This is a genomic window from Corynebacterium sp. MSK004 (genome assembly GCF_030232515.1).
Taxonomy (GTDB): domain Bacteria; phylum Actinomycetota; class Actinomycetes; order Mycobacteriales; family Mycobacteriaceae; genus Corynebacterium; species Corynebacterium hesseae.
This window is the reverse complement of record NZ_JASPKB010000005.1, coordinates 85,048-111,846: the sequence shown is the minus strand read 5'-3', so window position 1 is coordinate 111,846 and position 26,799 is coordinate 85,048. Positions and strand designations below refer to the sequence as shown.

The following is a 26,799-nucleotide window of genomic DNA, read 5'->3' as shown; positions in this document are numbered from 1 at the left end:
GATCTTACATCCGCTCGCATCTCTTCCCCTATTTCAGTGCATAAAGCCTTAAAGCAGCGGAATCGAGGAACACAGGCACAACCTCACCGGGGGCCTTGCTGCGTGCCGGTTGGTCTAGAGTCACCCGTTGGCCATCGATCTCCACCAGGGTTGAGCTGCCCAAGTCAGCAAGAATTGTGGCGCTCAGCGCACCGGTGCTGTCGAAGTTTAGTGCGCTCTGGGGGAAGGCCGCCCAGTGGTCACCGCTGCGAGCAGGAGTGAACACCCCATCGCGGAGGCTGCCCCGTAGCAGATTGACGCCTGATAGCTCCGCCATGAAGTGAGTGGTGGGCTGCTCCAACAGCAGGGACACGGGCCCTAGGGAGATGACCTCGCCGGCTTCCATTACAGCGATGTCGTCCGCCAGCGTGGTGAGGTCCACGCGGTTGTGGGTGACAATGATGGTGGTGCGGTCGGCCGCTGAGAGGCGCAAAAGGTGGCGCCACCGGGCGGCGGATTCTACGTCCATGGCGGCAAAAGGCTCGTCCACGACCAAGACCTCTGGGCGCGCCGCAAGCGCGCGCAGGAGGGCAACCTGCGCGGCCTGCCCGCCGGAAAGCTCGTCAACATGGCCCAGCTCCTGCAATCCAGCTGCGTTCAGCAACTCCTGGGTCCTTTGTCCATCCTTGGTCACCATGGTCAAAGCTTGTTCCACGGTGGCGGTGGGAGGCAGCCCGGGGTCCTGGGAGAGCATGACCACACGCTCGGCATTTGTCTGGGCTCCCTGTAAGCGCCCGCTAATGAAACGCATCAACGTGGTCTTGCCAGCCCCGTTGGGGCCAACCACAGCGGTCACCCGCCCGCCACGGAACGACGTGGTGGTGGTACCAATCGTGACGACGAGATCGCGGGGAGAAACCTGTGGGGAGGTCATCGTGCGGAGCTTAGCCGTGTCCATGGGCTGCAAAGCGCGCACAGCTTGCTCGCGGCGGCGGCGCAGCAGCAGAGGCATTCCGGCCGCGGTGAGCGTGAGGATGGCTATCCCGATCAATACGGCCGACAGCGCATAGGCATTGTCCGCGCTGACCTCGCGCTCAAGGTAGATGCCGCTGGGCATGGTCCGAGTAGAACCGGGCAGGGATCCGGCGAAGGTGATCGTCGTTCCGAATTCACCCAGCGAGCGAGCGAACGCCAGAGCACCGCCGGTGAACACGGCAGGGAGGATAGCGGGCAGGATGATGCGCCGAAGGATGGTTCCTGTGCTCAGGCCAATGCCCCGCGCGCTGGCCACGACTTCGGGGTCGAGCTGCCGCAGCGCAGAATCTACCGCCACCACCACGAAGGGCAGGGTGACGAATAAGTGAGCTGCCACAACACCGGGAAAGGCGAAAGACACGTGCAGCCCAGCCTGCTCTAAAACCGGGCCAAGCAGTCCGCGGCGCCCGAGCAGTGCGGTGAGCGCCAACCCGCCCACCACGGGAGGCATGGCCAAAGGGAGGTAGACCACCAGCCGCACAAGGTGAGACACGCGGCGCAGCTGCTGGAGCCACAGAGCCAGACAGGTGCCCAGGATCGTGGACAGCAAGGTAGACAACGCCGCCGCGGAAAGGCTGACGCGGAGAAGGTCATGGGTCGCCGGAGCGCTCAGCGTGTCGGCGAGCTTCGGCCAGGGCACTCGCACCCCGAGGGCGAGCACCGGGGCAAGGATGTAGACCGCAGCGAGCACGCCGGCGGCGATGACCGGCCACGTTGTCCGCGGGCGCTGTTCGCGCAAAATCACGCGTGACACTTAGTCCACCGGGGTGAAACCGTATTTTTCCCAGGTGCTGTCAAAATCCGAATCGAGGAGGTTGAGGACATCCTGGGCTTCGTCGTGCCGGGGTGAATCAGTTACCACCGCGCCCATGATCTCATTGCGGAAGTCTTCCGCGTGGTCCAGCGGGATGGCCTCGACGTCCTCACTAGCAGCGGCATCGGTGGAATAGACCCATCCGGCGTCCGCCTCACCGGAGGCGACCTTACCCAGGACGTCAGCTACCTGTCCCTCCAGGGAGGAAGCGTGCAGGTCCCAGTTGTTGGCCTCCATGATGCGCGTGGAGATGGCGCCGCAGGGCACGCTTGGGTCGCAGAGCACGAGGCGTGCAGAGGGTTCTAGGTCGGCCGCGGAGCGCAGTCCCAAGGGATTGCCCTTCGGCACGACCATGACCATGACGTTGCTGGCTAGGGTCACGGGGGTGTCGACGGTGCCCTGAGCAGTCGCATCATCCATGGTCTCCCGGGAAGCCGTGAGGAGCAGATCTGCGGGAGCGCCTTCATTGATTTGCTGAACTAGGGCGGAAGAGCCGCCGTTGTTGAACGCCAGCGGGGCTTCGGATGCGCCGGAGAGGTCGTCATTAAGCACGCGCGTGGAGGACGCGGCAAATACCTGCAACGGCTCGTCGGAGCTCGAGGTGCAGCCGGCCACTGTCAGCGCGGCGGCGAGAACAGAGACAGCAATTTTCAAGCGGCGCATGGTCAGTTACGTTACGGCATCTTTACGCGGTTCGCGTGAATTTAATGTGAACTTCCTTTGGTTCCTTCTTGAGGTATTCACGGTCGAAGGATTCTTCGCGCTGGTCCACCTCTGTGAGCAACGGAAGCGGGTCGTGTGGAGCAATGAGAATCATGGATTCGCCCACGTTGAGGGTGCCCAAGGCTCCATGGACGGCGCCGTGACGCACTGCATGAGGGATTTCGGACGCGTTAAGGGTGGGAATGTCGCGGCCCTTGGAGGCGTCGACAAGCGGCAAGTTCATTGATGGATTCCTTTCGAGTTCTAGGGCGGCGGGCGTTGCTGCCCGTGCAACTAATTTACTACGATTATATCCGTGCAAATAAGTATGTCAGATATGTCTCTGCGTGATGTCTCCCTGGCTTCGCGCCGGCGCTGGCACACCCTTGCCTTTAGCCTCGTCGCGTTCTGGATCACGGTCGGCGTGGGAATCACCGTGGCAAGTTTTTGGGGAGCACCCGTCGTGTGGTGGGACCTCATCCACCCATTTACCCTCGGCGCGCTGACCACCGCGATCCTCGTATTCAGTACCCACTTCACGGAGGCGCTCACCCGCACTCCGGCTGCCGGTTTCCGCGGGGTGGGCGCGCGGGTAGGGCTGGTTCAGGTGGGGCTAGTTCTTCTCCTTGTTGATCGCGCGGGCTATGACTGGGGCGTGCTCTCAGATAGTGGCTCGGCACTGGTCATCGCTGCCGTTGCGTGGCACCTGTGGGCGCTGTGGACCACGCTCCGGGGCTCTTTATCTGGTTCTTTCGCCGTGACCGTGCCTTTTTATCTGGCGGCGGCCTGCTTCATGGTGTTCTCGGTGCTACTGGTCATTCTGGCTGCGCACGGGGTAGGGAATTACTCGCTGTTGGTGGCCGCGCACTCACGCGGGATGGTGTGGGGCTTCGGCCTGCTTACCATCCTGGGCACGGTCATCACGCTGCTGCCCACGTTGACCCGAACCCCCATCTCAGCGGTTGCTCGGGCGCGGTGCAGCCGGGCTTTGACCGTGCATTGCGTGGGGCTGGGGGTGGCCATGCTTGCCGACGCCTCCGGGCTCACCCGCGCTGCCGGCATGGCGCAGCTGCTCACCGTGCTTGCTGCCGTACTCATCATCCAGCCAGTGCTGGCCGGTGCACTTGGTGGCGACAAGACCACGGCTAGTGTGTCCGCGATGGCGGGGCTGGTGTGGATGGTGGCGCTCTGCGCCGGTGACGCCGCGGCCACCATCGCAGGGGCCTACCCACGCGCGGTGACGTTACTGCTCATGCCGGTGTTTCTTGGTGCCGGCCTGCTGCAGCTGGTCACCGGGGTGCTCCATCACATGCTGCCCATCCTGGCCGGGGCGGCCCGTCCCGCGCACGGGCATATTGCCGGGTTCCTGCGAGTAGGGCTCATTAACGTGGGCGGTGTGCTCAGCCTCCTCGGCATTGCCGGTGTGTCTGTGGCCGGGCTTATCATGATGTGGCTAGGACTCATCGCCAATAGTGCGGCCCTGGCATGGGCCGTCGCATCATCTCAAGGAGAAGTTCATGTCAAGCGTGCCCGTTAAGAAGGAGCATTCCGAAAAGAAGTGGGCGTCCTGGCTCATCATCATCGTCGCGCTCCTCGCTGTCATTGGACTGGCTGTGTTCAACTCGACCACAGGCAAACAGGACCCAGCTACGGTGGCATCCGCCGACGCCGTGACTGTTGACGTCTCCGTGGACGGCATGGCCTTTGTGCCGTCCTCCATTGACGTGGCAGCGGGCAGTCACCTCGTAGTGAATTTCACCAACACCGGTGACCAGGTTCATGACCTGAAGATTGGGCGCGAGGAGACGGGCCGGGTGGAACCGGGCGAAACGGTGCAGCTCGATGCTGGAATCATCGAGGAGTCCGTGGAAGGCTATTGCACGATCGCCGGGCACAAGATGCAGGGCATGACATTCATGGTCAACGTCGGCGAGTCAGCATCCGGTGAGCATGATCATGCGGGGGCGTCGGAAAGCACCGGCTCCGCCGGCGCACCGGCGACGGTGCCCTCGGCCGCCGAGCGCATGGCAGCCCGCGAGAACTTTAAGGCTTTTGATGCCTCCCTTGCCCCCGCCGAAGGGGACCTCCATGAGGAAACGTGGGCGATGACCGAGGAAGAAGTCGAGGTTGCCCCAGGCGTGCGCCAAACCCGGTGGCTTTTCAACGGGCAAGCACCCGGGCCTACCTTGCGCGGCAAGGTAGGGGATAAGTTCCGCATCACCATCAAGAATGAGGGCTCGATGGGGCACTCGGTGGACTTTCACGCCGGTGAGGTCAACCCGGATGAGAACATGAAGACGATCCAGCCGGGCGAATCGTTGACCTATGAATTCGTGGCTCACCGGGCAGGTATCTGGATGTATCACTGCTCCACCATGCCGATGAGCCTGCACATTGCCAACGGTATGGCGGGCGCGGTCATCATTGATCCGCGCGGTGAAGATGCCCTGGCAGACGTTGATGCGGAGTATGTCATGACGTCAAACGAGGTCTTCTTGGCCTCCGCGGGCAAAGAAGCAGAGGGGGCGGATGCGCAGCGCGTCAGCGACGGCGACTATGACCTCACGGCCTTCAATTACTATCCCAACCAGTATGATGTTGCCCCGCTGCGCGCCAAGGTGGGCGATACCGTGCGCATCTGGGTGGTCAACCTCGGCCCGGATCTGCCGTTGAGCTTCCACGTCGTGGGCGAGCAGTTCGACACCGTGTACAAGGAAGGCGCCTACCTGATTAAGGGCGCGAAGGATTCCGGTTCCCAGGCGCTGGACCTTCTACCGGCCCAGGGCGGATTCGTGGAGATGACCTTCAACGAGCCGGGGACCTACTCCTTTGTCAACCACCTCATGACGAACGCGGAGAAGGGCCAGCACGGCCAGATTATCGTTGAGTAGCAAGGCGCTCGCGCCGTAGACGTAATTCCTCCAAGGTGTCGATATCGCGCACCGCGGGCGTTGCCTCGACCTCAGTGATGGTGCCCGCGAGCCTCAGTAAGTGCATGGCCGGCTTGTTGCGTGGATCTCCGAGCTCCTCCAGCGCGCGGGTGAGGGCCTTAGTACGCCACAGCGCACACAGCGGTTGTAGACTCCCGTCGAGGGCAGCCACTGCGGCATCAGCATCGGAGCTTTCTAAGGCCTGTTCTAGGACAGGCAGGATACGCGGGGAATCCGGGGCGTCGACGGCAAAGATGGCGGTGGTGGGCTCTGAGGAGCTGACCAGCGCGGCATGGCCCGCAGCGATGCCTGCGGCAGGCCCGCCAAACAGGGGGCTTTCGCACACCTGGGGCATGCCCAAACGATAGGGCGAGACGACCGCTACCGGCGCGCCATAAGGAAGCTGGCGCAGGAGGCGGTCGATAAGGCGCTCACCGGCGAGAGTGATACTTGCCTTGTCCACGCCTCCCATGCGTGTGCCGCGTCCGCCCGCCAAAACAATGACACCTGGCATTGTTCTCTATCCTTCCGCGCCGGGCAGTTCGCGGGACCAATCACCCGAGCGACCGCCGGACTTTGCGGTGATGCCGCAGCGCCGGATATAGGCGGAGCGGTCGACGCCTTTTACCATGTCGATGAGCGCTAGGGCGGCGATGTTCACCGCGGTGAGCGCCTCCATTTCCACGCCGGTGCGGTCGGCGGTGCGAACTGTGGCTTCGATGAAAACGTGGTCTTCACACAGCTCAATATCCACCGCACAGCCATGTACCCCAATGGTGTGGGCCAGCGGAAGGAGATCAGGAACTTTCTTGGCCGCCGCGATGCCAGCAACACGCGCAACCGCAAGCACGTCGCCCTTAGGCACGGTTCCCTCCTGCAGCGCGGTGAGAACTTCTGGTGAGCACGCGACCTCGCCTTGGGCGGTAGCTGTGCGTACCGTGGGCTGTTTTTCGGTGACGTCCACCATGTAGGCGGAGCCGGCGGCATTGAGGTGAGTGAACTTCATGTCTAAACAAGAATCCTTTCCTAGCGTGGACCTAGCCTAGCTGACGAAGAGTGGGCCGATCCGGGTGTTCAGATGCGCGATCTTTGGTAGCAATGGAGGGGTGGGGGATGTGGAGGCGGATTGTGAAGCTAGTAAGGGTAGACGGTAAGTTGCTCGCCGGCGGCGACCGGACTCGTCAGCAGCGCAAAGCCGTGTGTGCCCGGAAGGGCGGCAACGTGGTGGCTGCGCATACGCGGACCCGGCGGTGGGCTTGCGGTAATGGATTCCGTCATGGTGATGGAGCACGGCTGAATGAGCGGGTGGTGAGGTTCGGGGAAGTCCGCACCGGCGACGGCCGTGAGGCACGGCCGGTCCTTGACACCCGCGGGGCGGGGCAGTCCGCGCAGAGAGCGCAGCAGTTGGGTGAGGTAGAGGTGTGCGGAGACAAACGCCGCCACCGGGTTGCCCGGCAAACACACCACGGGGATACCGTCCCAGAGCGCATGGCCCTGAGGCGCGCCGGGCCGTTGGTTGACGTGGCCGAACCAGTAATCATCGCGTTCCACGGCATCCTCAATCACGGCGCGAACCACGTCGAAGGCGCCGGCCGAGACGCCGCCGGTGGTGACAATGAGATCGGAATCCGCAGCGGCCGCGTTGAAGCGCCGGTGCAGCTCAATGGGGGAATCTCCACAGACCGTGCGGGTGATCTCGCAGAGACCGGTGGAAGAAATGAGGGCTTCGAGCATGGGCCCATTCGAATCGGAAAGCTGGCCGTTGATCAGCTCCTCACCCGTGGCAATGATGGTTACTCGTGGGATGCGGTGAACCACGGCGCTGTCAACGCCGGAGGAGAGGCTGGCGGCGATAAGGGGGGCGTCGACAAGCGTGGCAGATCCAGCGAGTTGGTGGCCGGCGTCGATGTGGGAACCGCGTCGCCGGATATGGTTACGGTCGGGCAGGTGGTGCACCGTAACGGTTTCAGGCACAGGTCCGGGCCCTAGGGGAACATCGGTGTTTTCTACTGGTATGACCAGGCCATCAAAACCCTCCGGAACCTCCCCGCCAGTCATGATTCGCACCGCGGTCCCAGGCTGCGGGACCTGAGTGGGTGAGCCTGCTGGGACATCACCTATAACAGGCAGCGTGAATGGGGTGGTTAAGTCATCAGGTGACGCCGGAGCTGGGATGAGGAAGCCGTCCATCGCCGAATTATCCCGCGGCGGGAGGGGAAGACGGGCGAAGAGTGGCTCGGCCAGAACGCGGCCTTGTACAAGGGGAGCGCGCTCCGCAGGCAGGACGCGAACCAATGCGTGGAGGCGGTCGAAATACTCCTCGATGCTTAAGTCAGTCCCAGTGCTTGTCATTGCACCCAATCTAGCCGCCGATGGCGGACATCGGGCGATCGGGCTGGAGGAATCCTTCATCATCCACACCATGGCCCGGCAGCTTCTTCCACATTTCGCCCGCCCACGCGGCGGCGAGTTCCGCGTCGCTAGCGCCGCCGCGCAACAAGTCCCGCAAGGACGTCTCCGAGTTGCCGAACAAGCAATTACGCACAGCGCCGTCCGCAGTGAGTCGCGTGCGGTCGCAATTGCCGCAGAAAGGCCTTGTCACGGATGCGATGACGCCGATTCGGCCTACCTGTATTAAGCCATCGCGCGCTTGCGCGGTCCACAGTGCGGCGGGGGCGGAGCCTCGGGGCTTCTGCACAGGCGTGAGCTCGAATTCTTCTCCCAAACGAGCCAAAATATCTTCTGCGGTGACCATCCGGGAGCGTTCCCATTCTTCGCGCGGGCCTAATGGCATCTGCTCGATGAAGCGCAGCTGCGCGCCTCGCTCGAGGCAGTAGCGCGCCAAGGGGACGATGTCCTCTTCATTTACTCCGGGCATAACCACGGCATTAACTTTGACCGTGCCCAGACGCCCTTCGCGGTGGGCGGCTGTGGTGGCTTCGATGGCGGCGAAGACATCGCCCAGCCTGTCGCGCCGGGTGAGGCGGGCATAAAGCTCAGGATCAATGGTGTCTAGGGAGATGTTGACGCGGTCCAGCCCCGCCTCAATGAGACCGTCCAGGCGGCGGGGGAGTCCCAAGCCATTGGTGGTCAGTGCGGTGGCGGGGGCCAACTTTTCGTCTGTGCGTAGCTGCGTCGTGGCGGCGATAATCTTCTCTAGCGACTTGCGCAGCAAAGGTTCGCCGCCGGTAAAGCGCACCTGGCGGATGCCCAAGTGGGTTACGGCAATCCTGATGAGGCGGATGGTCTCGTCGTCGCTGAGTGTCTGGGCAGTGGGCATCCACTCGAGGCCCTCGGCGGGCATGCAATACGTACAGCGGAGGTTGCAGCGATCGGTCAGCGAGACTCGAAGGTCGCGCGCTTGGCGTCCATAACGGTCGAGCAAGTCGCGGCGACCATCGCTTAATGCAGGCGGCAGGTCCGGAGGCGTTGCGTCGGCACCGCCGCGGGTGGAACCGCGCGGGGAGGGCGTAGGCAGAAAGACGCGATCAGACATTAACCACACTTTAGCCGGAGTAATAGCAGATCTATAGTCGCACGGCCCCTCTACTGCGTGGCGCCCTCTTCGGTATCGAGGCGCTGCGCCTCGCCCGGGCCCTTCAGCCGGATGATGTTATAGGCGCCCTCGGCAAGATGGGCACGAAGATCCTTCTTGTCGAACTTGCCCACCGAGGTCTTGTCGATGGACTTCACGAAGGTCCAGTACTCCGGCAGCATCCACGATGGAAGCTCAGAGCGCATCCCGTCACGCAGGCGCTCGGCGGTCTCAATCGTGGGGCTGATATCCGCCGCAAGAACGGTCACAGCTAGTGGGCGTTCGACCCACTGCTTGTCGGGGTAGCCAATGACGGCGCATTCGAGCACCACCGGGTTGGCCATGATGAGGTTTTCCAACTGGACGGAGTAGATCCACTCGCCGCCGGACCGGATGACATCGCGCGCGCGGTCCTCCACGGTGAGGAAGCCATCCTCGTTGACGAATCCTACGTCACCAGTGCGCAGCCAGCCGTCGGCCGTGAACTTGGCGGCGGCATCTTCGACGTCCTTCCCGCGGAATTCGTGGGCGGCACCGCCGTCCTCTGAGGTGGGCGAGTGATAGTAGGAGCCGGTCACCAGGTTGCCGCGCACCTGGATCTCGCCGGCATTACGGTCCGTGGTGTTGACCACGTGGCCGTCATTGACCACCCGGTATTCCAGGGAGGAAGGAAAGCGCCCCTGGGAAATACGGTAGGCCCACCGGGCTTCACCCGAAGCACCTGAGGGCGGGCGCGCCACGGTACCCACCGTGGTGGTTTCCGCCATGCCCCACACGTGAACCACGTCCACGCCATAGCGCTCCTCCCAGCTCTTGATGAGCTGCGGCGGGACGGGCGATCCGCCGGCGAAAATCTCCGTCAGCGTCATGCGCTCCGGCGGGTTCTTGAGGTAGTGCACGAAGAGCTGAATCCAAATGGTGGGCACGCCATGCGCCACGCGCGGGGAGGTGGCGGCGATGATCTTGGCCAGGGTAGCGGGGGAGACGTCGGCGTCGGGAAGCACCAGCGGCGTGCCCGTCATCCACGCCGCAAAGGGAACGCCCCAGCTCAACACGTGATAGATGGGAATGCAGCACAAGAAGGTCTCACCATGGGTCACGCACAGGGAGTCGGAAGAACGCAACTGCATCCCCTCCAAAAACAGGGCGCGGTGTGAGTAGAGCACACCTTTCGGAGCGCCGGTGGTGCCAGTGGAGTAGCACAGGGCGGCAGCGGTGTGCTCATCCAGGACTGGCCAGTTGTAGACGGTGGAGCGCCCATCCAGAAGCTGCTCGTAGCTATAAACCTCAACGTTGCCCGGCAGGGCAATGCTGGGCTTGTCGACGCCCGTGAATACCACCGCGCGCACGCACTCCACGCCGTCCAATACGCGCGCGAGCTGATCCGCTAACCGGGCATCTGCGACGATGACGCGAACCTCGGCGTGGTTGATGATGTGCCGGATCTGATCATTCATGAGCTGCTTGTTGAGCGGCGTAAACACCGCTCCCTTGCAGGCAGTGCCAAAAAGTACTTCGAGGTGCTCTGCGCAATTCCACATCAGGGAGCCCACGCGTTCATCACCAGTGATGCCGAGCGTGTCATGCAGGGCGTGGGCGAAAGCGGCGGCGCGTGCACCGATATCGGCGAAGGTCGTCTCTTCGCGTTCGTTGCCGGGATTGGCGCTGTGCCACGTGACTACCTGGGTTTGGCCGTGAACGGAGGAGCCGTACTCCAGGATGCGGGTGAGGGACAGCGGGATATCCTGCATTGTGGAGAGCATGCGCACCACTTTAGCCGTGTCAGTGTGAGCGCGGTGGATGGATGCGGTATAGTTGTTCGCGACTGGCGGGGAAAGCCTTCCTCGCACCTCCGAGCTCCCTCCACGGTGCGCACACCTGCGGTGAAAAACTCATGGCAGTCCAACGGTGCGCGCGGCAATGAGAGGGCAGAGATACGCTCGCAGTCGCCTTCTTAAAATATCTCCCCGCGATTGACCCGCGGCCGCTTCCTTGAGTTCTTTTCGGAGTTCTGCAAGGAGTTCTTCACGTTCTGCTCCGCAGGGCCGGAGAGGGGGGAGAGCCAAAGAAAACCACCGCCCACGGGGATCGCGGTTGCGTGAACTCGCTGGTGGCGGCGGACCATCTCAATTACACACTGGCTTCCAACGCCCACGTGGAGCGGCACCACGCACAGTGCGGGTGCGGCTGAATAGACGGCGCGCGTTGGTGAAGCGACGAAAGGATATCCGTGAGCGATACGGACAAGACCGCAGCACAGGATCTCGCGTCCCTGAAGCTGCCGGAATTGCGCAAGCTGGCTGCGGAGCGCGGACTTCGCGGCGTCTCCGGACTGCGCAAGGGGGATCTCATCACCGCACTGACCACCGGCCAGGTGCCGGCGCGCGGCGCGAAGGCCGCTGCCCAAGCGGAGCCCAAGAAGGACGAACAGCCGCGCCGCGCTACCCGCAAGGCTTCTCGCCCTGCCGGCGCCGCAGACCAGGACTCCGAGCAGCCGGAGCAGGATAAGAAGCGCAAGCAGGACCAGCCGAAGCAGCAGAATGATGAAGCTGCCAAATCTGACAAGGCTGATAAGTCCGAGCACAACGACGGTAACGACGAGCACCGTTACGAGTCCCGCTCCCAGGCTCGCCGCGCCCGCCGCAACCGCGCCCGCCGCCAGGAGCGCGAGGCCCGCGAAGAGGCCAAGGGCAACGGAAATAACAACGGTGCTGAGGACAATAATGGAAAGTCCGAGGACAACCAGTCCCGCGGCGGAAACAACTCCGATAACGGTGATCGCGGCAATGGCGGCAACGGTGGCAATAACGGTGGCGGCCACAACAATAACCGCCGCGACAACCACCGCAACGACGATGACAACAATGGCGGCGGCCGCCGCAACCGCCGCAACCGCCGTAACCGCCGCGGGCGTGACCGCGATGGTGGCGGCAATGGTGGCAACGATCTGCAGATCCGCGAGGGCGATGAAGTACAGGTAGTCGGCGGCATCCTGGAGGTCGTGGACAACAACGTGGCCTTCCTGCGCACCACCGGCTACCGCGCGGCCAGCTCCGATGTCTTTGTTAACAACAACCTCGTGCGCCGCCTGGGCCTGCGCTCCGGCGACGCGCTGACCGGCAAGGTCAAGGTTTCTGGCCCGACCCACACCCACGGCAACGGCCGCAACCGCCGCAAGTACAACCAGCTGGTGGAAGTCGACACCGTCAACGGACTGGATCCGGCGACTGCGAAGGACCGCCCGGACTTCTCCAAGCTCACCCCGCTTTACCCGAACCAGCGCCTGCGCTTGGAGACGGACCCGAAGATCCTCACCACCCGCGTCATCGACCTCATCATGCCGATTGGTAAGGGCCAGCGCGCGCTCATCGTCTCCCCGCCGAAGGCCGGTAAGACGACGATCCTGCAAAACATCGCCAACGCCATCGCCACGAACAACCCGGAGTGCTACCTCATGGTGGTCCTCGTGGACGAGCGCCCCGAAGAGGTCACGGACATGCAGCGCAGCGTCAACGGTGAGGTCATCGCCTCCACCTTCGACCGCCCGCCGTCAGAGCACACCTCCGTGGCGGAGCTGGCCATCGAGCGCGCCAAGCGCCTGGTGGAGCAGGGCAAGGACGTCGTCGTCCTCCTCGATTCCATCACCCGCCTGGGCCGCGCCTACAACAACTCCTCCCCGGCGTCGGGCCGCATCCTGTCCGGTGGTGTGGACTCCAACGCCCTGTACCCGCCGAAGCGCTTCTTGGGTGCTGCCCGCAACATCGAAAATGGTGGTTCGCTGACCATCATCGCCACCGCGATGGTGGAAACCGGCTCCACCGGTGACACGGTCATCTTCGAGGAATTCAAGGGCACCGGCAACGCCGAGCTCAAGCTCGACCGCGCCATCTCCGAGCGCCGCATCTTCCCGGCCGTGGACGTCAACCCGTCCGGCACCCGCAAGGACGAACTCCTCCTGGTTCCGGAGGAGGCGCGCATCATGACCAAGCTGCGCCGCATCCTTTCCGGCCTGGATTCCTTTGCTGCCATCGATTTGCTGATCAAGCAGCTCAAGAAGACCCGCTCCAACGGCGAATTCCTCATGCAGGTGGCCTCGTCTGCGCCCATGGCGGCAGATATGGATGAGGAGGACTACAAATAATGTCGAACCAGGTTTCCCTCGTTGATGACATCGTCTCCGAGTACCAGGGCATCGAGATGCAGATGGCTGACCCGGATGTAGCCGGAGATCAGAAGCAGTTCCGCAAGCTGTCCAAGCGCTACGCTGAACTGCGCCCCATCGTTGCTGTCAACGATGAACTCGTCCAGGCCCGCCAAGACCTGGCCGACGCCAAAGAGATGGCCTATGAGGACCACGAGTTCCAGCCCGAGGTTGAGCGCCTCGAACCGCTCGTCGTGGAGCTGGAGGAGAAGCTCGCGGATCTGCTCGCTCCGCGCGATGAGCAGGACTCCGAGGACATCATCATGGAGATCAAGGCCGGCGCCGGCGGCGAAGAGGCAGCACTTTTCGCTGGCGACCTAGCCCGCATGTACGAGCGCTTCGCCGACAAGGCCGGCTTCCAGTGGGAGGTCCTGGGCCTCAACGAGTCCGACCTCGGCGGCGTCAAAGACATGTCCATCTCCTTCAAATCCAAGACCCCGTCCCGTGATGGCGCGTGGAGCGTGTTCAAGTTTGAGGGCGGCGTCCACCGCGTGCAGCGCGTCCCGGTGACCGAGTCCCAGGGCCGCATCCAGACCTCCGCAGCCGGAGTGCTGGTCTACCCGGAGCCGGAAGAAGTCGAAGCAGTCAACATCGATGACAAGGACATCCGCGTCGACGTCTACCGCTCCTCCGGTAAGGGCGGCCAGGGCGTGAACACCACCGACTCCGCCGTGCGTATTACCCACCTGCCCACTGGCCTGGTGGTGACCTGTCAGAAGGAGCGCTCCCAGATCCAGAACAAGGCGCGCGCCCTGCAGGTGCTGCAGGCACGCCTGGACCAGATGGAGCGTGAGGCCCGCGAGGCTGAGGCCGGCGAGCAGCGCGCTTCCCAGGTGCGCACCATGGATCGCTCCGAGCGTATCCGTACCTATAACTGGCCGGAGAACCGCATCACCGACCACCGCATCGGATACAAGGCCAATAACCTGGATTCCGTGCTCAACGGTGACATGCAGGACCTCATTGATGCCCTGCAGGCCCAGGAGCGCGCGGAGCGCCTTGAGGCTGAGGACTAGAAGAGAAAAGGCACGGTTTAATTCGGTGACTTTTCACACCTATCGGGAGGCGCTTCGTGATGCCACGGAGCGCCTTCGCGCTGCCGGGGTCCCCTCACCCGAGTGGGACGCGCGCCTGCTGGCTGCCCACCTCATCCACTGCGGCCACATGGACATCCCGCTTAACGAGGCTCCGATGCCCGGCTTTGACGTGGCATATGGGGCGTTGGTGGGGCGTCGTGAAGCGCGCGAGCCCCTCCAGCACATCCTGGGCGTGGCGTGGTTCGGCGCCCTCGAACTCGAGGTGGGCCCCGGCGTGTTCATCCCGCGCCCGGAGACGGAGGTGCTCGCCGACTGGGGAGTTAAATCTCTTCAGAGATTTAACTCGGGGAAGATGACGAAACTTGACCCGCAATCTCCCCGCGTCGTGGATCTGTGCGCCGGATCCGGGGCGCTGGCGCTGTACGTCGCCCACTATGTGCCGCAGGCCCAGGTGTGGGCAGTGGAGCTTGCCGACGCCGCCCTGGCCTACACCCGGCGCAATGCCGCAACCGCTGCGCGCGGCCGGGCGGGTTCTGTGAACGTGGTGCAGGGCGACGTCACCGACGCCCAGCTCTTGTCGGAGCTGCACGGCACCGTTGACCTCGTGCTCACCAACCCGCCCTACGTTCCGGAGACCCCGGACCTGGACCCAGAGGTCTACCAGGATCCGCACGATGCGGTGTTTGGGGGAGCAGACGGCATGGAGACCATCAACGCGATGATTCCGACCATCGCCGCGCTGCTGCGCCCCGGCGGGCGGGTGGGCATTGAGCACGACGACGAGACCTCCCAACAAGTGCAGGAAGCCCTGCGCGCGCACGGCGGCTTCAGCGATATCGAGGTGCTCAAGGACCTCACTGGCACCGCACGATTTGTCACAGCGAAGCGGGGAGTACAGTAGATTGGTCGAAGATTGGTCGACAAGCCGATAGGAACGGGATTAAAGGAGAGACCAATGCAGGGACAGATTTATAACTGTGCGGACGCTGCTGAGCGCGAGGAAGGCATGGCACTTGCCGTCAAAGCAGCCAAGTCAGGCCGACTCGTCGTGATGCCCACCGACACGCTCTACGGGCTGGGCTGCGATGCTTTCGATAACGATGCCGTGGCCAGCCTTTTGGCCACCAAACACCGCGGCCCGGACATGCCGGTGCCGGTGCTCGTCGGCTCCTGGGACACCGTCAAGGGGCTTGTCGCTTCGTTGGATGACACCGCGCAGACCCTCATCGAGGCCTTCTGGCCGGGTGGGCTGTCCATCGTGGTGCCGCAAGCGCCTTCGCTGCCTTGGAACTTGGGCGATACCCGTGGCACGGTGATGCTGCGTATGCCCCTGCACCCCATTGCTATTGAGCTCCTCCGCGAGGTCGGCCCCATGGCGGTCTCCTCCGCGAATATTTCTGGGCAAACCCCGCCGACCACCGCGATTGCCGCCAAGCAGCAGCTGGGCAAGGCCGTCACGGTCTATCTGGATGGGGGAGAGGCCGAGGTGGGCAAGCCCTCCACCATTATCGATCTGTCCGGTCCGCGCCCCTACCTCTTGCGCGAAGGCGCGCTGAGCGCCGAGCAGATTGGCGAGGTCATCGGAGTGTCTACAGAGTCCTTGCGCACCCGACCGGGTAGCCAATCCTCTTAAGGAGACATCAGTGGCTGGAACCGGAGTGCCGCTGCGCGAACTGGCGTTGATCATTTTCGTCGCGGCGGCGTTTACCTACATCACCACCGGACTGGTGCGCAGCGTCTTGGTGCGCAGCGGCCAGGTGGCGGAGATTCGTCTGCGTGATAGTCACTCGCAACCCACCCCGCAGTTGGGTGGCGTTGCCATGTTCACGGGGTTTGCGGCTGCTGTCTATCTCGCGGGCCAGCTTCCAGCCTTGACTCGCGGGTTTATGCCGGTCACGCCGGAGATGATCGCTGTGCTGTGGTCAGCCGCGGCCATCGTACTCGTCGGCGTGGTGGATGACCTGCTGGAGCTGAGTGCTCTGGTCAAGCTCATCGGGCAATTGGTGGCCGCGGCCATCATGAGCGGTCTCGGTCTGACGTGGACTCTTCTCTTCTTGCCCTTTGGTGATGGAACCACGGTCATCCTCGACCAGGTCCAGGGGACACTCTTGACTACGTTCTTTACGGTCCTGCTCATCAACGCCATCAACTTCGTGGACGGGCTCGATGGGCTGGCTGCCGGGCTGGGCATGATTGCAGGTGGTGCCATCCTGCTTTTCTCGCTGACCGTGCTGCACGACCAGGGTGGGGCGGTCTCCGCCTATCCGCCGGCGATCATCGCGGCGGCGCTCGTGGGCGTGTGCGCCGGGTTCCTTCCACATAACTTCGAGCCCTCCCGCATCTTCATGGGGGACAGCGGAGCGATGCTGATCGGTTTGTTGCTTGCCGCGGCGTCGACCTCAGCGTCGGGCAAGATCAACATGTCGCTGTATGGCACCGTAGACATCGTGGCGCTGATGTCACCCGTCATCGTTGTTGTTGCTGCGGTCTTTATTCCAGTCCTCGACCTTGTCTGGGCCGTGATCCGGCGCGTGTCCCAGGGGCGCTCGCCCTTCGCCGCGGACAAGGCTCACATCCACCACCGGCTGCTCTCGCTGGGGCACACCCACCGCCGCACCGTGTTGGTGCTGTACCTGTGGGTCTCTGCGGTGGCCTTCGGGGCGGTCTCTTTTTCCATCGTCCCCGCGCCCGTGGCCGTCGTACTAGCGCTTGTCGCGCTCGTTGTGGCCTTTGGCGTGACCCTGATTCCGCTGCGCCAGGGCAAGCTTGGGCGCCAGCCGCGTCCCACCAGCGTGGTGCTGGAAACGGATCCCTCCTGAGGTAGGGTATGGGGCTGTGACTGATTCAACGACCTCCGAAGAGCTTTCGCCGTACGACGATCATCGGCGCCCCCTCAAGCGTGCGCTCCGCCTCGGGGCCATCGGCCTTGTCGTCGTGACCATCGCGTCCCTGGCTATCTGGGGCGGTGTCCGCGGGTTGCCCGGAATCTGGGGCGTACTCGTCGGCGCGGCCATCGGCGGCGGCTTCGTGCTCTTTACCGCGGCCTCAGTTCTTCTTACTGCGCGCACCACGCCGTCGACCACGATGGCGGTGGTGCTCGGCGGCTGGCTGCTCAAGGTGGTCATCCTGATTATGGTGCTGTTGCTGATTAAGGATCTTGAGTTCTACGACACGATGGCGCTGTTCGTCACCGTGCTGCTGGCGCTGGCGGTAACACTCGGCACTGAGGTCTGGGGTGTGATTACATCCAACGTGACCTACGTGTCTTAGCCAGTCTCGACCTTTTAGAGTAAGCCACTGCTTCCGGTGACCCCGGGAGGGTGGCTTTTTGTGTAGTTAAGTGGCCACGGCGACAGCGCCCGTTACCCCCGTCAAGGTGGGAAAACACGGGTGTGTGACCAAATACACTTGGCAGGGTTTCGGCAGAATGTGGGCGTTTTATAGCGCCCACTGGCACTAGGCTGTGCCTTTAGGGCCGCAACGGGGCCCCCACGTGCGAAAACTTGAGGGCGAACTGATAGCATTCTCTTCGGGTTACCGCGGGTTAGCGCCATGCTATCCCGAAAAAGTACGGTTTATCCTTGCCCTGTTTACGCTGATGTGCGACGGAGTCCGTAGACAGGGCAAAGAGCTTGAGACGTCCATCGCACCACATAGCCTTCGACAAGCTGTGTGGCCCGAACACGGGAGAGAACGCTGAGCGTTACGACATTGGCCATGAAGGGTGAGTTTCACGCACCCGAACTGGATCCAGAATTTTTCCCGGGGCACGTAACCGATGATGGTGAAGTCGTCGATCTTCTTTTCGCCGATTTCGCCAACGGTTGGTTCGCTTTGGATCGCATCATGCTGGTTCGTCTGTTCATGGCGGCCATCCTGGTGCTCCTTTTTGTTGTCGCCTTCAGGAACCCGAAGCTGGTTCCTAAAGGATTGCAAAACGTAGCGGAGCATGCGATTGACTTCGTACGAATTCACATCGCAGAAGACATCTTGGGCCGCAAGGAAGGACGTCGATTCCTTTCGATCCTGGCCACGATCTTCTTCGGTGTTTTGTTCTGGAACGTAGCAACTATTGTTCCAGCTCTAAACATCTCTCCGAACGCTCGTATTGGTATGCCAATCGTGCTGGCTGTCGTCGCGTACATCGCCATGATTTACGCCGGCGCCAAGCGCTTTGGCTTCGGCAAGTTCATCAAGTCCTCGGTGGTTATTCCTAACCTGCCGCCGTTGCTGCACGTGCTTGTCGTGCCGATTGAGGCTTTCTCTACGTTTGTCATGCGCCCAGTCACGCTGGCTCTTCGTCTGATGGCGAACTTCCTGGCTGGCCACCTCATTTTGGTCCTGTTGTACTCGGCAACGAACTTCTTCTTCTTCCAGTTCAACGGTTGGACCGCACTGAGTGGCCTCACTCTGGTCGCAGCGGTTCTGTTCACGCTGTACGAAATTATCGTCATCTTCCTGCAGGCATACATTTTCGCCCTGCTGACGGCGGTATACATCGAACTGTCGCTGCATGCAGATTCGCACTAACAACAACGCGAACCTCGCGGTTAACTAAATACCCCAAAACCACCACATCCCCCGCGGAAGAATCCGTGGGAAAACTTTGAAAGGGAACGACTTTCATCATGAACGAAATCATTCTTGCTCAGGCTGCTGACGAGTCCACCCTCAAGGGCCTCGGCGCCATCGGCTACGGCATCGCAACCATCGGCCCGGGTCTGGGCATCGGTATCCTCGTCGGCAAGACCGTCGAGGGCATGGCACGTCAGCCGGAGATGGCTGGCCAGCTGCGTACCACCATGTTCCTGGGTATCGCCTTCGTTGAGGCCCTCGCCCTGATTGGCCTCGTTGCAGGCTTCCTGTTCTAAAGAGCGCTTTACACAAAGTAAATCGAACTTTAAGAACGGAGCCCCATGAACAACGTCATTTACTACCTTGCAGCAGAAGGAAGTGAAACCCTGCCCCTCGAGTCGGGCAACTCTATCCTTCTGCCCAAGATGTACGACTTGGTCTGGTCTCTCATTCCGTTCACCATCATCCTGATTGTGTTCTGGAAGCTCGTTCTTCCGGCATACAACAAGATGCTGCAGGAGCGTGAAGACCGGATCGAAGGTGGCCTTAAGCGTGCGGAGGCTCAGCAGGCCGAAGCAAAGGCCGCTCTGGAAAAGTACAATGCTCAGCTCGCTGATGCTCGAGCAGAGGCTGCGGAGATCCGCGAGCAGGCGCGCGAGCGCGGCAAGCTGATCGAGGCAGAGGCTAAGGAAGCTGCAGAGGAAGAGTCTCGTCGCATCCTGACCGCCGGCGAGAAGCAGCTTGAAGCTTCCCGTGCACAGGTCGTGTCTGAGCTGCGTTCCGACATCGGACAGAACTCCATCAACCTGGCAGAGAAGCTGCTCGGCGGCGAACTTTCGGACGCCACCAAGCAGTCCTCCACGATTGATAACTTCCTGTCCGAGCTCGACACTGTGGCACCGGCCGGAAAGTAGGCAACGATGAAGGCAGCTAGCCGCGAAGCACTCGCTACCGTTGAGTCCAAGCTGGATGAGTTCCTCTCCGGCGACCGCTCGGTGGCGACTGCTACCCAGGCAGGCCAGGACCTCTTCGAGGTGGTCCGCGTCCTCGACGGTGACCGCGAACTGCGTGTCGCGCTGACCGACGACGCCGCTACCTCCGAGGAGCGCAAGTCCCTGGCCCAGACCCTTTTCGGTGGAAAGGTCACCCCGGTTGCACTCCAGGTGCTGCAGGAGGCCGCCGCCGCACAGTGGTCGACGCCGCGTGATATCGCCCGTGGCCTCATCATCCTCGGCCGCCGCGCTCTGCTGCGTGGCGCTGAGTTTGAGGGCAAGCTGGGCCAGGTGGAAGACGAGCTCTTCTCCCTGTCGCGCGTGCTTGACCGCGAAGGCGAACTGACCCAGCTGCTTTCAGACCGTACTGCTACGTCCGATCGCAAGGTCGGGCTGCTGGCAAGCGTGCTCTACGGCAAGGTCACGATGGTTACTGAGGCGCTTGCGCTGCAGGCCATTGGCCGCCCGGAGCAGAACCCGATTGATGATCTCGCCGGTTTGGCGGACACCGCAGCCAAGCTGCAGGGCCGTACCATCGCGCGAGTGACCACCGCGGGTGAGCTGAACGATAGCCAGCGGGCAGCACTCGCTGAAAAGCTGGGCAAAATTTATGGTCGTGCGATGTCCATCCACTCTGAGGTTGACACCAGCCTCCTCGGTGGTATGACCATCCGCGTCGGCGACGAAGTCATCGATGGCTCGACGGCAGGCAAGATTGCTCGCCTTCGTGCGCAGATGGCATAAGCCGAAACGACAGAAACGATTAAGTAATTGCTGGAAGATACTACCGAGAGCAGGAAGAACATGGCGGAGCTGACGATCTCCTCCGACGAGATCCGTAGCGCGATTGCGAACTACACCTCGAGCTACTCCGCGGAGGCCTCCCGTGAGGAGGTCGGCGTGGTCATTTCGGCAGCTGACGGTATTGCGCAGGTTTCGGGCCTGCCGTCCGTCATGGCGAATGAGCTGCTCGAGTTCCCCGGCGGCGTGATTGGCGTCGCACAGAACCTTGACACCAACTCCATCGGTGTCGTGGTCTTGGGCAACTTCGAGTCGCTTAAAGAAGGCGACGAGGTCAAGAGGACCGGCGAGGTTCTCTCCATCCCCGTGGGCGAGGAATTCCTCGGCCGCGTAATTAACCCCCTGGGCCAGCCGATCGACGGCATGGGCCCGATCACCGCTGAAGAGGACCGCGTCCTCGAGCTGCAGGCACCGTCCGTGCTGCAGCGCCAGCCGGTGGAAGAGCCGATGCAGACCGGCATCAAGGCTATTGACGCGATGACCCCGATTGGTCGCGGTCAGCGTCAGTTGATCATTGGTGACCGTAAGACGGGTAAGACCGCTGTCTGTATCGACACCATCCTGAACCAGAAGGCTAACTGGGAATCTGGCGACAAGAACAAGCAGGTTCGCTGCATCTACGTCGCCATCGGCCAGAAGGGCTCCACCATTGCTGGTGTGCGCCACACCCTGGAGCAGCACGGCGCACTGGAGTACACCACCATCGTGGCGGCTCCGGCATCCGACGCCGCCGGTTTCAAGTGGCTGGCACCGTTCTCCGGTGCAGCTCTGGGTCAGCACTGGATGTACCAGGGCAACCACGTCCTGATCATTTACGATGATCTGACCAAGCAGGCTGAGGCCTACCGTGCGATTTCCCTTCTTCTGCGCCGTCCGCCGGGCCGCGAGGCTTACCCGGGCGACGTCTTCTACCTCCACTCCCGTCTGCTGGAGCGCGCTGCGAAGCTCTCCGACGACATGGGTGCAGGTTCCATGACCGCACTGCCGATCATCGAGACCAAGGCGAACGACGTCTCCGCCTTCATTCCGACCAACGTTATTTCTATTACCGACGGCCAGGTCTTCCTGGAGTCCGACCTGTTCAACCAGGGCGTCCGTCCGGCAATTAACGTCGGTGTGTCGGTCTCCCGTGTTGGTGGTGCCGCACAGACCAAGGGTATGAAGAAGGTCGCCGGTAACCTGCGTCTTGAGCTGGCTGCCTACCGCGATCTGCAGGCCTTCGCGGCCTTCGCATCCGACCTGGATCCGGCCTCCAAGGCTCAGCTGGAGCGCGGTGAGCGTCTCGTCGAGCTGCTCAAGCAGTCCGAGTCCTCCCCGCAGCCTGTCGAGTACCAGATGGTGTCCATCTTCCTCGCAGACCAGGGCATCTTCGACGTCGTTCCCGTCGAGGACGTACGCCGCTTCGAGAAGGAGCTGCACGATCACCTCAACTCTGCAACCCCGCAGGTGTTCGAGCAGATCCAGGGCGGTACCGCTCTGACCGACGAGTCCAAGGATGCACTTGTTGCAGCTGCTAAGGACTTCATTCCGTCCTTCCGCACGACCGAGGGCAACAACCTCGGCACCGAGGCACCGGTTGACCCGCTCGCCGCGGATGACGTGAATAAGACCGAGCTCAACGTCTCCCGCAAGACGGCCAAATAGAGTTTCGCACGCTCTAAGAATTAACCGTCTAGATAAAGAAGGGAGGAGCGAACACCATGGCTAATCTTCGTGAACTGCGTGACCGCATCCGGTCCGTCAATTCCACCAAGAAGATCACCAAGGCACAGGAGCTCATTGCTACCTCGCGCATTACCAAGGCTCAGGCCAGGGTAGAGGCGTCGCAGCCTTATGCACGTGAACTGTCCAACGTGCTCAACAAGCTGGCGGCGCACACGTCCCTGGATCACCCGATGCTCCGGGAACGCGAAGATGCAAAGGTGGCCGCCATTCTCGTGGTCTCTTCGGACCGCGGTATGTGCGGTGGCTACAACAACAACATCTTCAAGAAGGCGGCCGAGCTGGAAGCCCTGCTCAAGAGTGAGGGTTTCGAGACCGTCCGCTACGTGACCGGCAACAAGGGCGTTGGCTTCTACAAGTTCCGTGAGGCCGAGGTCGCAGGCAGCTGGACTGGATTCTCGCAGGATCCAACCTGGGAGAAGACGCACGACGTGCGCCGCCACATCATCGACGGCTTCGTCGCCGGTTCGAATGGCCAGGCCAAGACCCGCGAGGGTATTAACGTGGAGGGCGAGACCGTTCGCGGTTTTGACCAGGTCCACGTTGTGTACACCGAGTTCGAGTCCATGCTGACCCAGACCGCGCGTGTGCAGCAGCTGCTGCCGGTGGTACCGGTTATCGAGGAAGAGGACTACAACATGGGTGAGTCCGCGCTTTCCGACGCCGAGCCGAACAATCAGATCACTCCTGATTACGACTTCGAGCCGGATGCGGACACCCTCATGGACGCACTGCTTCCGCAGTACGTGTCCCGCCTCCTGTTTGCGATGTTCTTGGAGTCCTCGGCCTCCGAGTCCGCCGCACGCCGTACCGCAATGAAGTCTGCAACTGACAACGCAACCGAGCTGGTCAAGGACCTCTCGCGCGTGGCCAACCAGGCCCGTCAGGCGCAGATTACCCAAGAAATCACAGAGATCGTCGGTGGCGCTGGGGCGCTCGCCGAAAGCGCAGAAAGTGACTAGATTATGACTACAGCTCTGCAAGAGCAGAACACACAGTCGTCGGCTACCGCCGGCCGTGTGGTGCGTGTCATCGGTCCGGTCGTCGACGTGGAGTTTCCGCGTGGCGGGCTGCCGGCACTGTACAACGCACTGACCGTCGAGGTTTCCCTCGAGGCTGTTGCAAAGATCGTCACCCTTGAGGTCGCTCAGCACCTCGGTGACAACCTCGTCCGTGCCGTGTCCATGGCTCCGACCGACGGCCTCGTCCGCGGTGCAGCCGTGACCGACACCGGCAAGCCGATTTCCGTCCCGGTGGGCGATGTGGTCAAGGGCCACGTCTTCAACGCCCTCGGTGACTGCCTTGACCAGCCGGGTCTGGGCCGCGATGGCGAGCAGTGGGGCATCCACCGCGAACCGCCGGCATTCGACCAGTTGGAGGGTAAGACCGAGATCCTGGAGACCGGTATTAAGGTCATCGACCTGCTGACCCCGTACGTGAAGGGCGGCAAGATCGGCCTCTTCGGTGGTGCAGGTGTGGGTAAGACCGTTCTTATCCAGGAAATGATTACTCGTATCGCACGCGAGTTCTCCGGTACCTCCGTCTTCGCCGGCGTCGGCGAGCGCACCCGTGAGGGCACCGACCTCTTCCTCGAGATGGAGGAGATGGGCGTTCTTCAAGACACCGCACTTGTCTTCGGCCAGATGGATGAGCCGCCAGGAGTCCGTATGCGCGTGGCTCTGTCCGGCCTGACCATGGCGGAGTACTTCCGCGATGTTCAGAACCAGGACGTGCTGCTGTTCATCGACAACATCTTCCGTTTCACCCAGGCCGGTTCTGAGGTGTCGACCCTGCTGGGCCGTATGCCTTCCGCCGTGGGTTACCAGCCGACCCTGGCTGATGAGATGGGTGTGCTGCAGGAGCGTATTACGTCCACCAAGGGTAAGTCCATTACCTCCCTGCAGGCCGTGTACGTGCCGGCCGATGACTACACCGACCCGGCTCCGGCGACCACCTTCGCCCACCTCGATGCCACCACCGAGTTGGACCGTGGTATTGCTTCGAAGGGTATTTACCCGGCAGTGAACCCGCTGACCTCTACCTCTCGTATTCTGGAGCCGTCCATCGTGGGCGAGCGCCACTACGAGGTGGCACAGCGTGTCATCGGTATCCTGCAGAAGAACAAGGAGCTCCAGGACATCATCGCCATCCTTGGTATGGACGAGCTGTCTGAGGAAGACAAGATCACCGTTCAGCGTGCTCGCCGCATCGAGCGCTTCCTGGGCCAGAACTTCTTCGTCGCAGAGAAGTTCACCGGCCTGCCGGGCTCCTACGTGCCGCTGGCCGATACCATCGATGCTTTCGAGCGCATCTGCAACGGCGAATTCGACCACTACCCGGAGCAGGCCTTCAACGGCCTGGGTGGCTTGGACGACGTCGAGGCTGCGTACAAGAAGCTGACCGAGAAGAAGTAGGGAGAGGCACATGGCTGACATCACCGCCGAATTGGTTTCCGTCGAGCGCCTGCTGTGGACCGGAAAGGCCACCATGGTGACGGCTGAAACCACCGAGGGTGAGATCGGCGTGCTTCCTGGCCATGAGCCCATGGTCGGTCAGTTGATCGACAATGGTGTAGTGACCATCCACCCGGCGGACGGCGAGCGTCGTGTCGCCGCTGTCCAGGGTGGCTTCCTCTCCGTGTCCGAGAACAAGATCACCGTCCTCGCCGATTGGGCCATCTGGGCCTCGGAGGTCGATGAAGCACAGGCACAGGAAGACCTGAAGTCTGAGCGCGAGCTGACGAGGTCCCGTGGCGATGCCGCATTGCGCGCCGCCCGCCGCTTCAACAGCTAACGGATGAGCGGAGAGGGAAACGACGGGCAGCAATGACCGCCCTTCCCACTCTCACCTAGGAACCCCACACCCTCGCTAAGAGGGGGTGGGGTTCCTTCGTGATCTGCGCCAAGGTCAAGCAAGGACTAGCATTGTCTCCTCCGCGAGCGGTAGAATCAACGCAACGTTTCTTACTCGCGGTGAAGGAAATCAACCCATGAACTCTCAGGTGCTCCAAGGGCTATCTATTCTTTTAGGTCTGTGCGCACTGATTCTTCTGGTTGTCGTCATTCTGGCCGCAGTACGGTTTTTTACGGTGCGTTCCCGCGGAACGAGCATCCTTCTGCGCCGGCTTCCTTCGAAGGATTCCCATACGTGGCGCCACGGCCTCGTGCGTTATGACGGCGAGTATATGGAGTACTTCAAGCTTCGCTCCGTATTGCCGCGCGCCAACAAACGCTTTAATCGCCTCGACATCGAACTGGGCAGCACCCGCCCAATGGATGATGACGAGGCTTCTTTTATGCCCTCTGGTCACCAGATCATCCGGATTAGCATCGATGGGCGGGACTATGAGATTGCTTCCGATGCGCACGGAATCATGGCCTTGAATGCGTGGGTGGAATCGGCGCCGTCGAAGCGCCAAGAGAAGTTGGATTATCGCCAGATGCGCCAGCGAGCTACCCGCTTACCAAAGAAGTAGCGCCCAACGATAGGGTAGAGGGCATGCGTGTTGTCATCGCCCAATGCTCGGTAGATTACGTAGGCCGTCTCGACGCCCACCTTCCCATGGCGGACCGTCTCATCCTCATCAAAGCCGATGGTTCGGTGTCCATCCATGCGGATGACCGTGCCTATAAGCCGCTGAACTGGATGACTCCGCCGTGCACCTTTGAGGAGTCGGCGATCGAGGATATCGACGGCGAGGACACAGGAGAGAAGCTGTGGCTGGTAGAAAACCCGAAAGGTGAGCAGCTGCGCATCACTATCGCCCAGATTCACCAGGAGATTGACATGGATCTGGGAGAAGACCCCGGCTTGGTCAAGGATGGCGTGGAAGCCCACTTGCAGGAGCTGTTGGCGGAACACATAGAAACGTTGGGGGAGAAGTACTCGCTGGTGCGCCGCGAGTACCCCACCGCGATTGGTCCGGTAGACATCATGGCCAAGAACTCGAAGAATGAATTCGTGGCGGTCGAGGTCAAGCGCCGCGGCGGAATTGATGGCGTTGAGCAGCTCACGCGCTACCTTGAGTTGCTCAACCGCGACGACTTGCTAGCACCAGTCCACGGTGTGTTCGCAGCGCAGGAAATCAAGCCCCAAGCGCGGACCTTGGCGGAAGACCGTGGTATCCGTTGCGTCGTCCTGGACTACCAAGAGCTGCGCGGCATCGAGTCCAACGAGCTGCGGTTGTTCTAGTGCCGCGCCGCAATCGTAGGATCCGCGAAGAGCCACGGTCACTGCCGCGCGACGGCAGTGCCTTCCTCGGCTCGCAGACGGTACCAGGGCCGAGCTGGACCCATGGCGAGCCTTTCGTTATGAGACACGTCGGCAGCGCGGCCGCTCAGAAGTACTACGTGTGCCCGGGATGCAACCAGAACATACCTCCCGGGGTGGCGCACATCGTGGCGTGGCCGCGGGATACCGGCGGGCGCGCAGATGATCGCCGACACTGGCACCGGCACTGCTGGGAGCGGCGGTAGG

General features: G+C 62.2%; 27 protein-coding genes. 19 read left to right on the top strand and 8 right to left on the bottom strand.

Features of this window, described 5'->3' with window-relative positions:
• Positions 1-28: 28 nt before the first annotated feature.
• From QP999_RS07375 to QP999_RS07365, 3 genes are read right to left on the bottom strand one after another with little or no spacing between them, the layout of a single operon-like run.
• Positions 29-1,759: an ATP-binding cassette domain-containing protein gene (locus tag QP999_RS07375; protein WP_246817363.1), complete on the bottom strand. Its 1,731-nt coding sequence runs from the start codon at positions 1,757-1,759 to the stop codon at positions 29-31.
• Between the two features lie 9 nt (positions 1,760-1,768).
• Positions 1,769-2,491, bottom strand: a complete 723-nt coding sequence (modA, locus tag QP999_RS07370; protein ID WP_070708387.1) for a molybdate ABC transporter substrate-binding protein — start codon at positions 2,489-2,491, stop codon at positions 1,769-1,771.
• Positions 2,492-2,513: 22 nt separating this feature from the next.
• On the bottom strand, positions 2,514-2,774 hold the full coding sequence (locus tag QP999_RS07365; protein ID WP_070708389.1) for a DUF2249 domain-containing protein: 261 nt from the start codon (positions 2,772-2,774) through the stop codon (positions 2,514-2,516).
• A 93-nt stretch (positions 2,775-2,867) separates the two neighbouring features.
• On the opposite strand from QP999_RS07365, the gene QP999_RS07360 reads away from it, so the two are divergent.
• Both QP999_RS07360 and QP999_RS07355 read left to right on the top strand, forming a co-directional pair.
• Positions 2,868-4,067 carry a beta-carotene 15,15'-monooxygenase gene (locus QP999_RS07360; protein WP_070708391.1) on the top strand — a complete coding sequence of 400 codons (1,200 nt, stop codon included), beginning with the start codon at positions 2,868-2,870 and terminating at the stop codon, positions 4,065-4,067.
• A complete protein-coding gene (locus QP999_RS07355) occupies positions 4,048-5,421 on the top strand; it encodes a multicopper oxidase domain-containing protein (RefSeq protein WP_193634372.1) in 1,374 nt (457 codons plus the stop codon). Before QP999_RS07360 ends, QP999_RS07355 begins: the two co-directional genes overlap by 20 nt.
• Here QP999_RS07355 and mobA read toward each other — a convergent pair.
• The 5 genes from mobA to QP999_RS07330 form a co-directional block, all read right to left on the bottom strand.
• The gene (gene mobA / locus QP999_RS07350; protein WP_284847989.1) at positions 5,408-5,974 is read right to left on the bottom strand and encodes a molybdenum cofactor guanylyltransferase; all 567 of its coding nucleotides are present in this window, start codon (positions 5,972-5,974) and stop codon (positions 5,408-5,410) included. The two genes, QP999_RS07355 and mobA, sit on opposite strands and share 14 nt — an antisense overlap.
• Positions 5,975-5,980: 6 nt before the next feature.
• The gene (gene moaC / locus QP999_RS07345) at positions 5,981-6,466 is read right to left on the bottom strand and encodes a cyclic pyranopterin monophosphate synthase MoaC (RefSeq protein ID WP_046648922.1); all 486 of its coding nucleotides are present in this window, start codon (positions 6,464-6,466) and stop codon (positions 5,981-5,983) included.
• A gap of 128 nt (positions 6,467-6,594) precedes the next feature.
• Complete coding sequence (locus QP999_RS07340; protein WP_070563236.1) at positions 6,595-7,812, bottom strand: molybdopterin molybdotransferase MoeA; 1,218 nt, start codon at positions 7,810-7,812, stop codon at positions 6,595-6,597.
• Positions 7,813-7,822: 10 nt separating this feature from the next.
• The gene (moaA, locus tag QP999_RS07335) at positions 7,823-8,956 is read right to left on the bottom strand and encodes a GTP 3',8-cyclase MoaA (RefSeq protein WP_284847988.1); all 1,134 of its coding nucleotides are present in this window, start codon (positions 8,954-8,956) and stop codon (positions 7,823-7,825) included.
• A gap of 50 nt (positions 8,957-9,006) precedes the next feature.
• Positions 9,007-10,758: a long-chain fatty-acid--CoA ligase gene (locus QP999_RS07330; protein WP_284847987.1), complete on the bottom strand. Its 1,752-nt coding sequence runs from the start codon at positions 10,756-10,758 to the stop codon at positions 9,007-9,009.
• Positions 10,759-11,225: 467 nt separating this feature from the next.
• On the opposite strand from QP999_RS07330, the gene rho reads away from it, so the two are divergent.
• The 17 genes from rho (at position 11,226) to QP999_RS07245 (ending at position 26,798) form a co-directional block, all read left to right on the top strand.
• Positions 11,226-13,136, top strand: coding sequence for a transcription termination factor Rho (rho, locus tag QP999_RS07325; RefSeq protein ID WP_284847986.1), 1,911 nt, complete (start codon positions 11,226-11,228; stop codon positions 13,134-13,136).
• On the top strand, positions 13,136-14,212 hold the full coding sequence (prfA, locus tag QP999_RS07320) for a peptide chain release factor 1 (protein ID WP_284847985.1): 1,077 nt from the start codon (positions 13,136-13,138) through the stop codon (positions 14,210-14,212). Before rho ends, prfA begins: the two co-directional genes overlap by 1 nt.
• A 25-nt stretch (positions 14,213-14,237) precedes the next feature.
• Entirely contained in the window at positions 14,238-15,134 is an 897-nt protein-coding gene (gene prmC / locus QP999_RS07315) for a peptide chain release factor N(5)-glutamine methyltransferase (protein ID WP_284847984.1), read from the top strand.
• Between the two features lie 54 nt (positions 15,135-15,188).
• Positions 15,189-15,866, top strand: a complete 678-nt coding sequence (locus tag QP999_RS07310; RefSeq protein WP_070702017.1) for an L-threonylcarbamoyladenylate synthase — start codon at positions 15,189-15,191, stop codon at positions 15,864-15,866.
• Positions 15,867-15,876: 10 nt separating this feature from the next.
• The gene (locus tag QP999_RS07305; RefSeq protein WP_284847983.1) at positions 15,877-17,052 is read left to right on the top strand and encodes an MraY family glycosyltransferase; all 1,176 of its coding nucleotides are present in this window, start codon (positions 15,877-15,879) and stop codon (positions 17,050-17,052) included.
• A gap of 16 nt (positions 17,053-17,068) precedes the next feature.
• The gene (locus QP999_RS07300) at positions 17,069-17,503 is read left to right on the top strand and encodes a Cg1360 family ATP-synthase-associated protein (protein WP_049155069.1); all 435 of its coding nucleotides are present in this window, start codon (positions 17,069-17,071) and stop codon (positions 17,501-17,503) included.
• A 447-nt stretch (positions 17,504-17,950) separates the two neighbouring features.
• Entirely contained in the window at positions 17,951-18,763 is an 813-nt protein-coding gene (atpB, locus tag QP999_RS07295; protein WP_284847982.1) for a F0F1 ATP synthase subunit A, read from the top strand.
• Between the two features lie 98 nt (positions 18,764-18,861).
• A complete protein-coding gene (locus QP999_RS07290; protein ID WP_010187073.1) occupies positions 18,862-19,104 on the top strand; it encodes an ATP synthase F0 subunit C in 243 nt (80 codons plus the stop codon).
• Positions 19,105-19,149: 45 nt separating this feature from the next.
• Positions 19,150-19,722, top strand: coding sequence for a F0F1 ATP synthase subunit B (locus tag QP999_RS07285; protein WP_070547241.1), 573 nt, complete (start codon positions 19,150-19,152; stop codon positions 19,720-19,722).
• Between the two features lie 6 nt (positions 19,723-19,728).
• The gene (locus QP999_RS07280; protein ID WP_070563259.1) at positions 19,729-20,544 is read left to right on the top strand and encodes a F0F1 ATP synthase subunit delta; all 816 of its coding nucleotides are present in this window, start codon (positions 19,729-19,731) and stop codon (positions 20,542-20,544) included.
• Between the two features lie 60 nt (positions 20,545-20,604).
• A complete protein-coding gene (atpA, locus tag QP999_RS07275; RefSeq protein WP_070528750.1) occupies positions 20,605-22,245 on the top strand; it encodes a F0F1 ATP synthase subunit alpha in 1,641 nt (546 codons plus the stop codon).
• 56 nt (positions 22,246-22,301) lie between these two features.
• Positions 22,302-23,285 carry a F0F1 ATP synthase subunit gamma gene (locus QP999_RS07270; protein WP_284847981.1) on the top strand — a complete coding sequence of 328 codons (984 nt, stop codon included), beginning with the start codon at positions 22,302-22,304 and terminating at the stop codon, positions 23,283-23,285.
• Between the two features lie 3 nt (positions 23,286-23,288).
• Positions 23,289-24,737: a F0F1 ATP synthase subunit beta gene (atpD, locus tag QP999_RS07265; protein ID WP_046648934.1), complete on the top strand. Its 1,449-nt coding sequence runs from the start codon at positions 23,289-23,291 to the stop codon at positions 24,735-24,737.
• Between the two features lie 10 nt (positions 24,738-24,747).
• Positions 24,748-25,116 carry a F0F1 ATP synthase subunit epsilon gene (locus tag QP999_RS07260; RefSeq protein ID WP_046648936.1) on the top strand — a complete coding sequence of 123 codons (369 nt, stop codon included), beginning with the start codon at positions 24,748-24,750 and terminating at the stop codon, positions 25,114-25,116.
• 196 nt (positions 25,117-25,312) lie between these two features.
• Positions 25,313-25,798 (top strand): DUF2550 domain-containing protein, encoded by a 486-nt coding sequence (locus QP999_RS07255; RefSeq protein ID WP_070624897.1) that lies wholly within the window; start codon positions 25,313-25,315, stop codon positions 25,796-25,798.
• 23 nt (positions 25,799-25,821) lie between these two features.
• The gene (nucS, locus tag QP999_RS07250) at positions 25,822-26,514 is read left to right on the top strand and encodes an endonuclease NucS (protein WP_010187052.1); all 693 of its coding nucleotides are present in this window, start codon (positions 25,822-25,824) and stop codon (positions 26,512-26,514) included.
• On the top strand, positions 26,514-26,798 hold the full coding sequence (locus QP999_RS07245) for an Rv1322 family protein (RefSeq protein ID WP_083312509.1): 285 nt from the start codon (positions 26,514-26,516) through the stop codon (positions 26,796-26,798). Before nucS ends, QP999_RS07245 begins: the two co-directional genes overlap by 1 nt.
• Position 26,799: the final 1 nt, after the last annotated feature.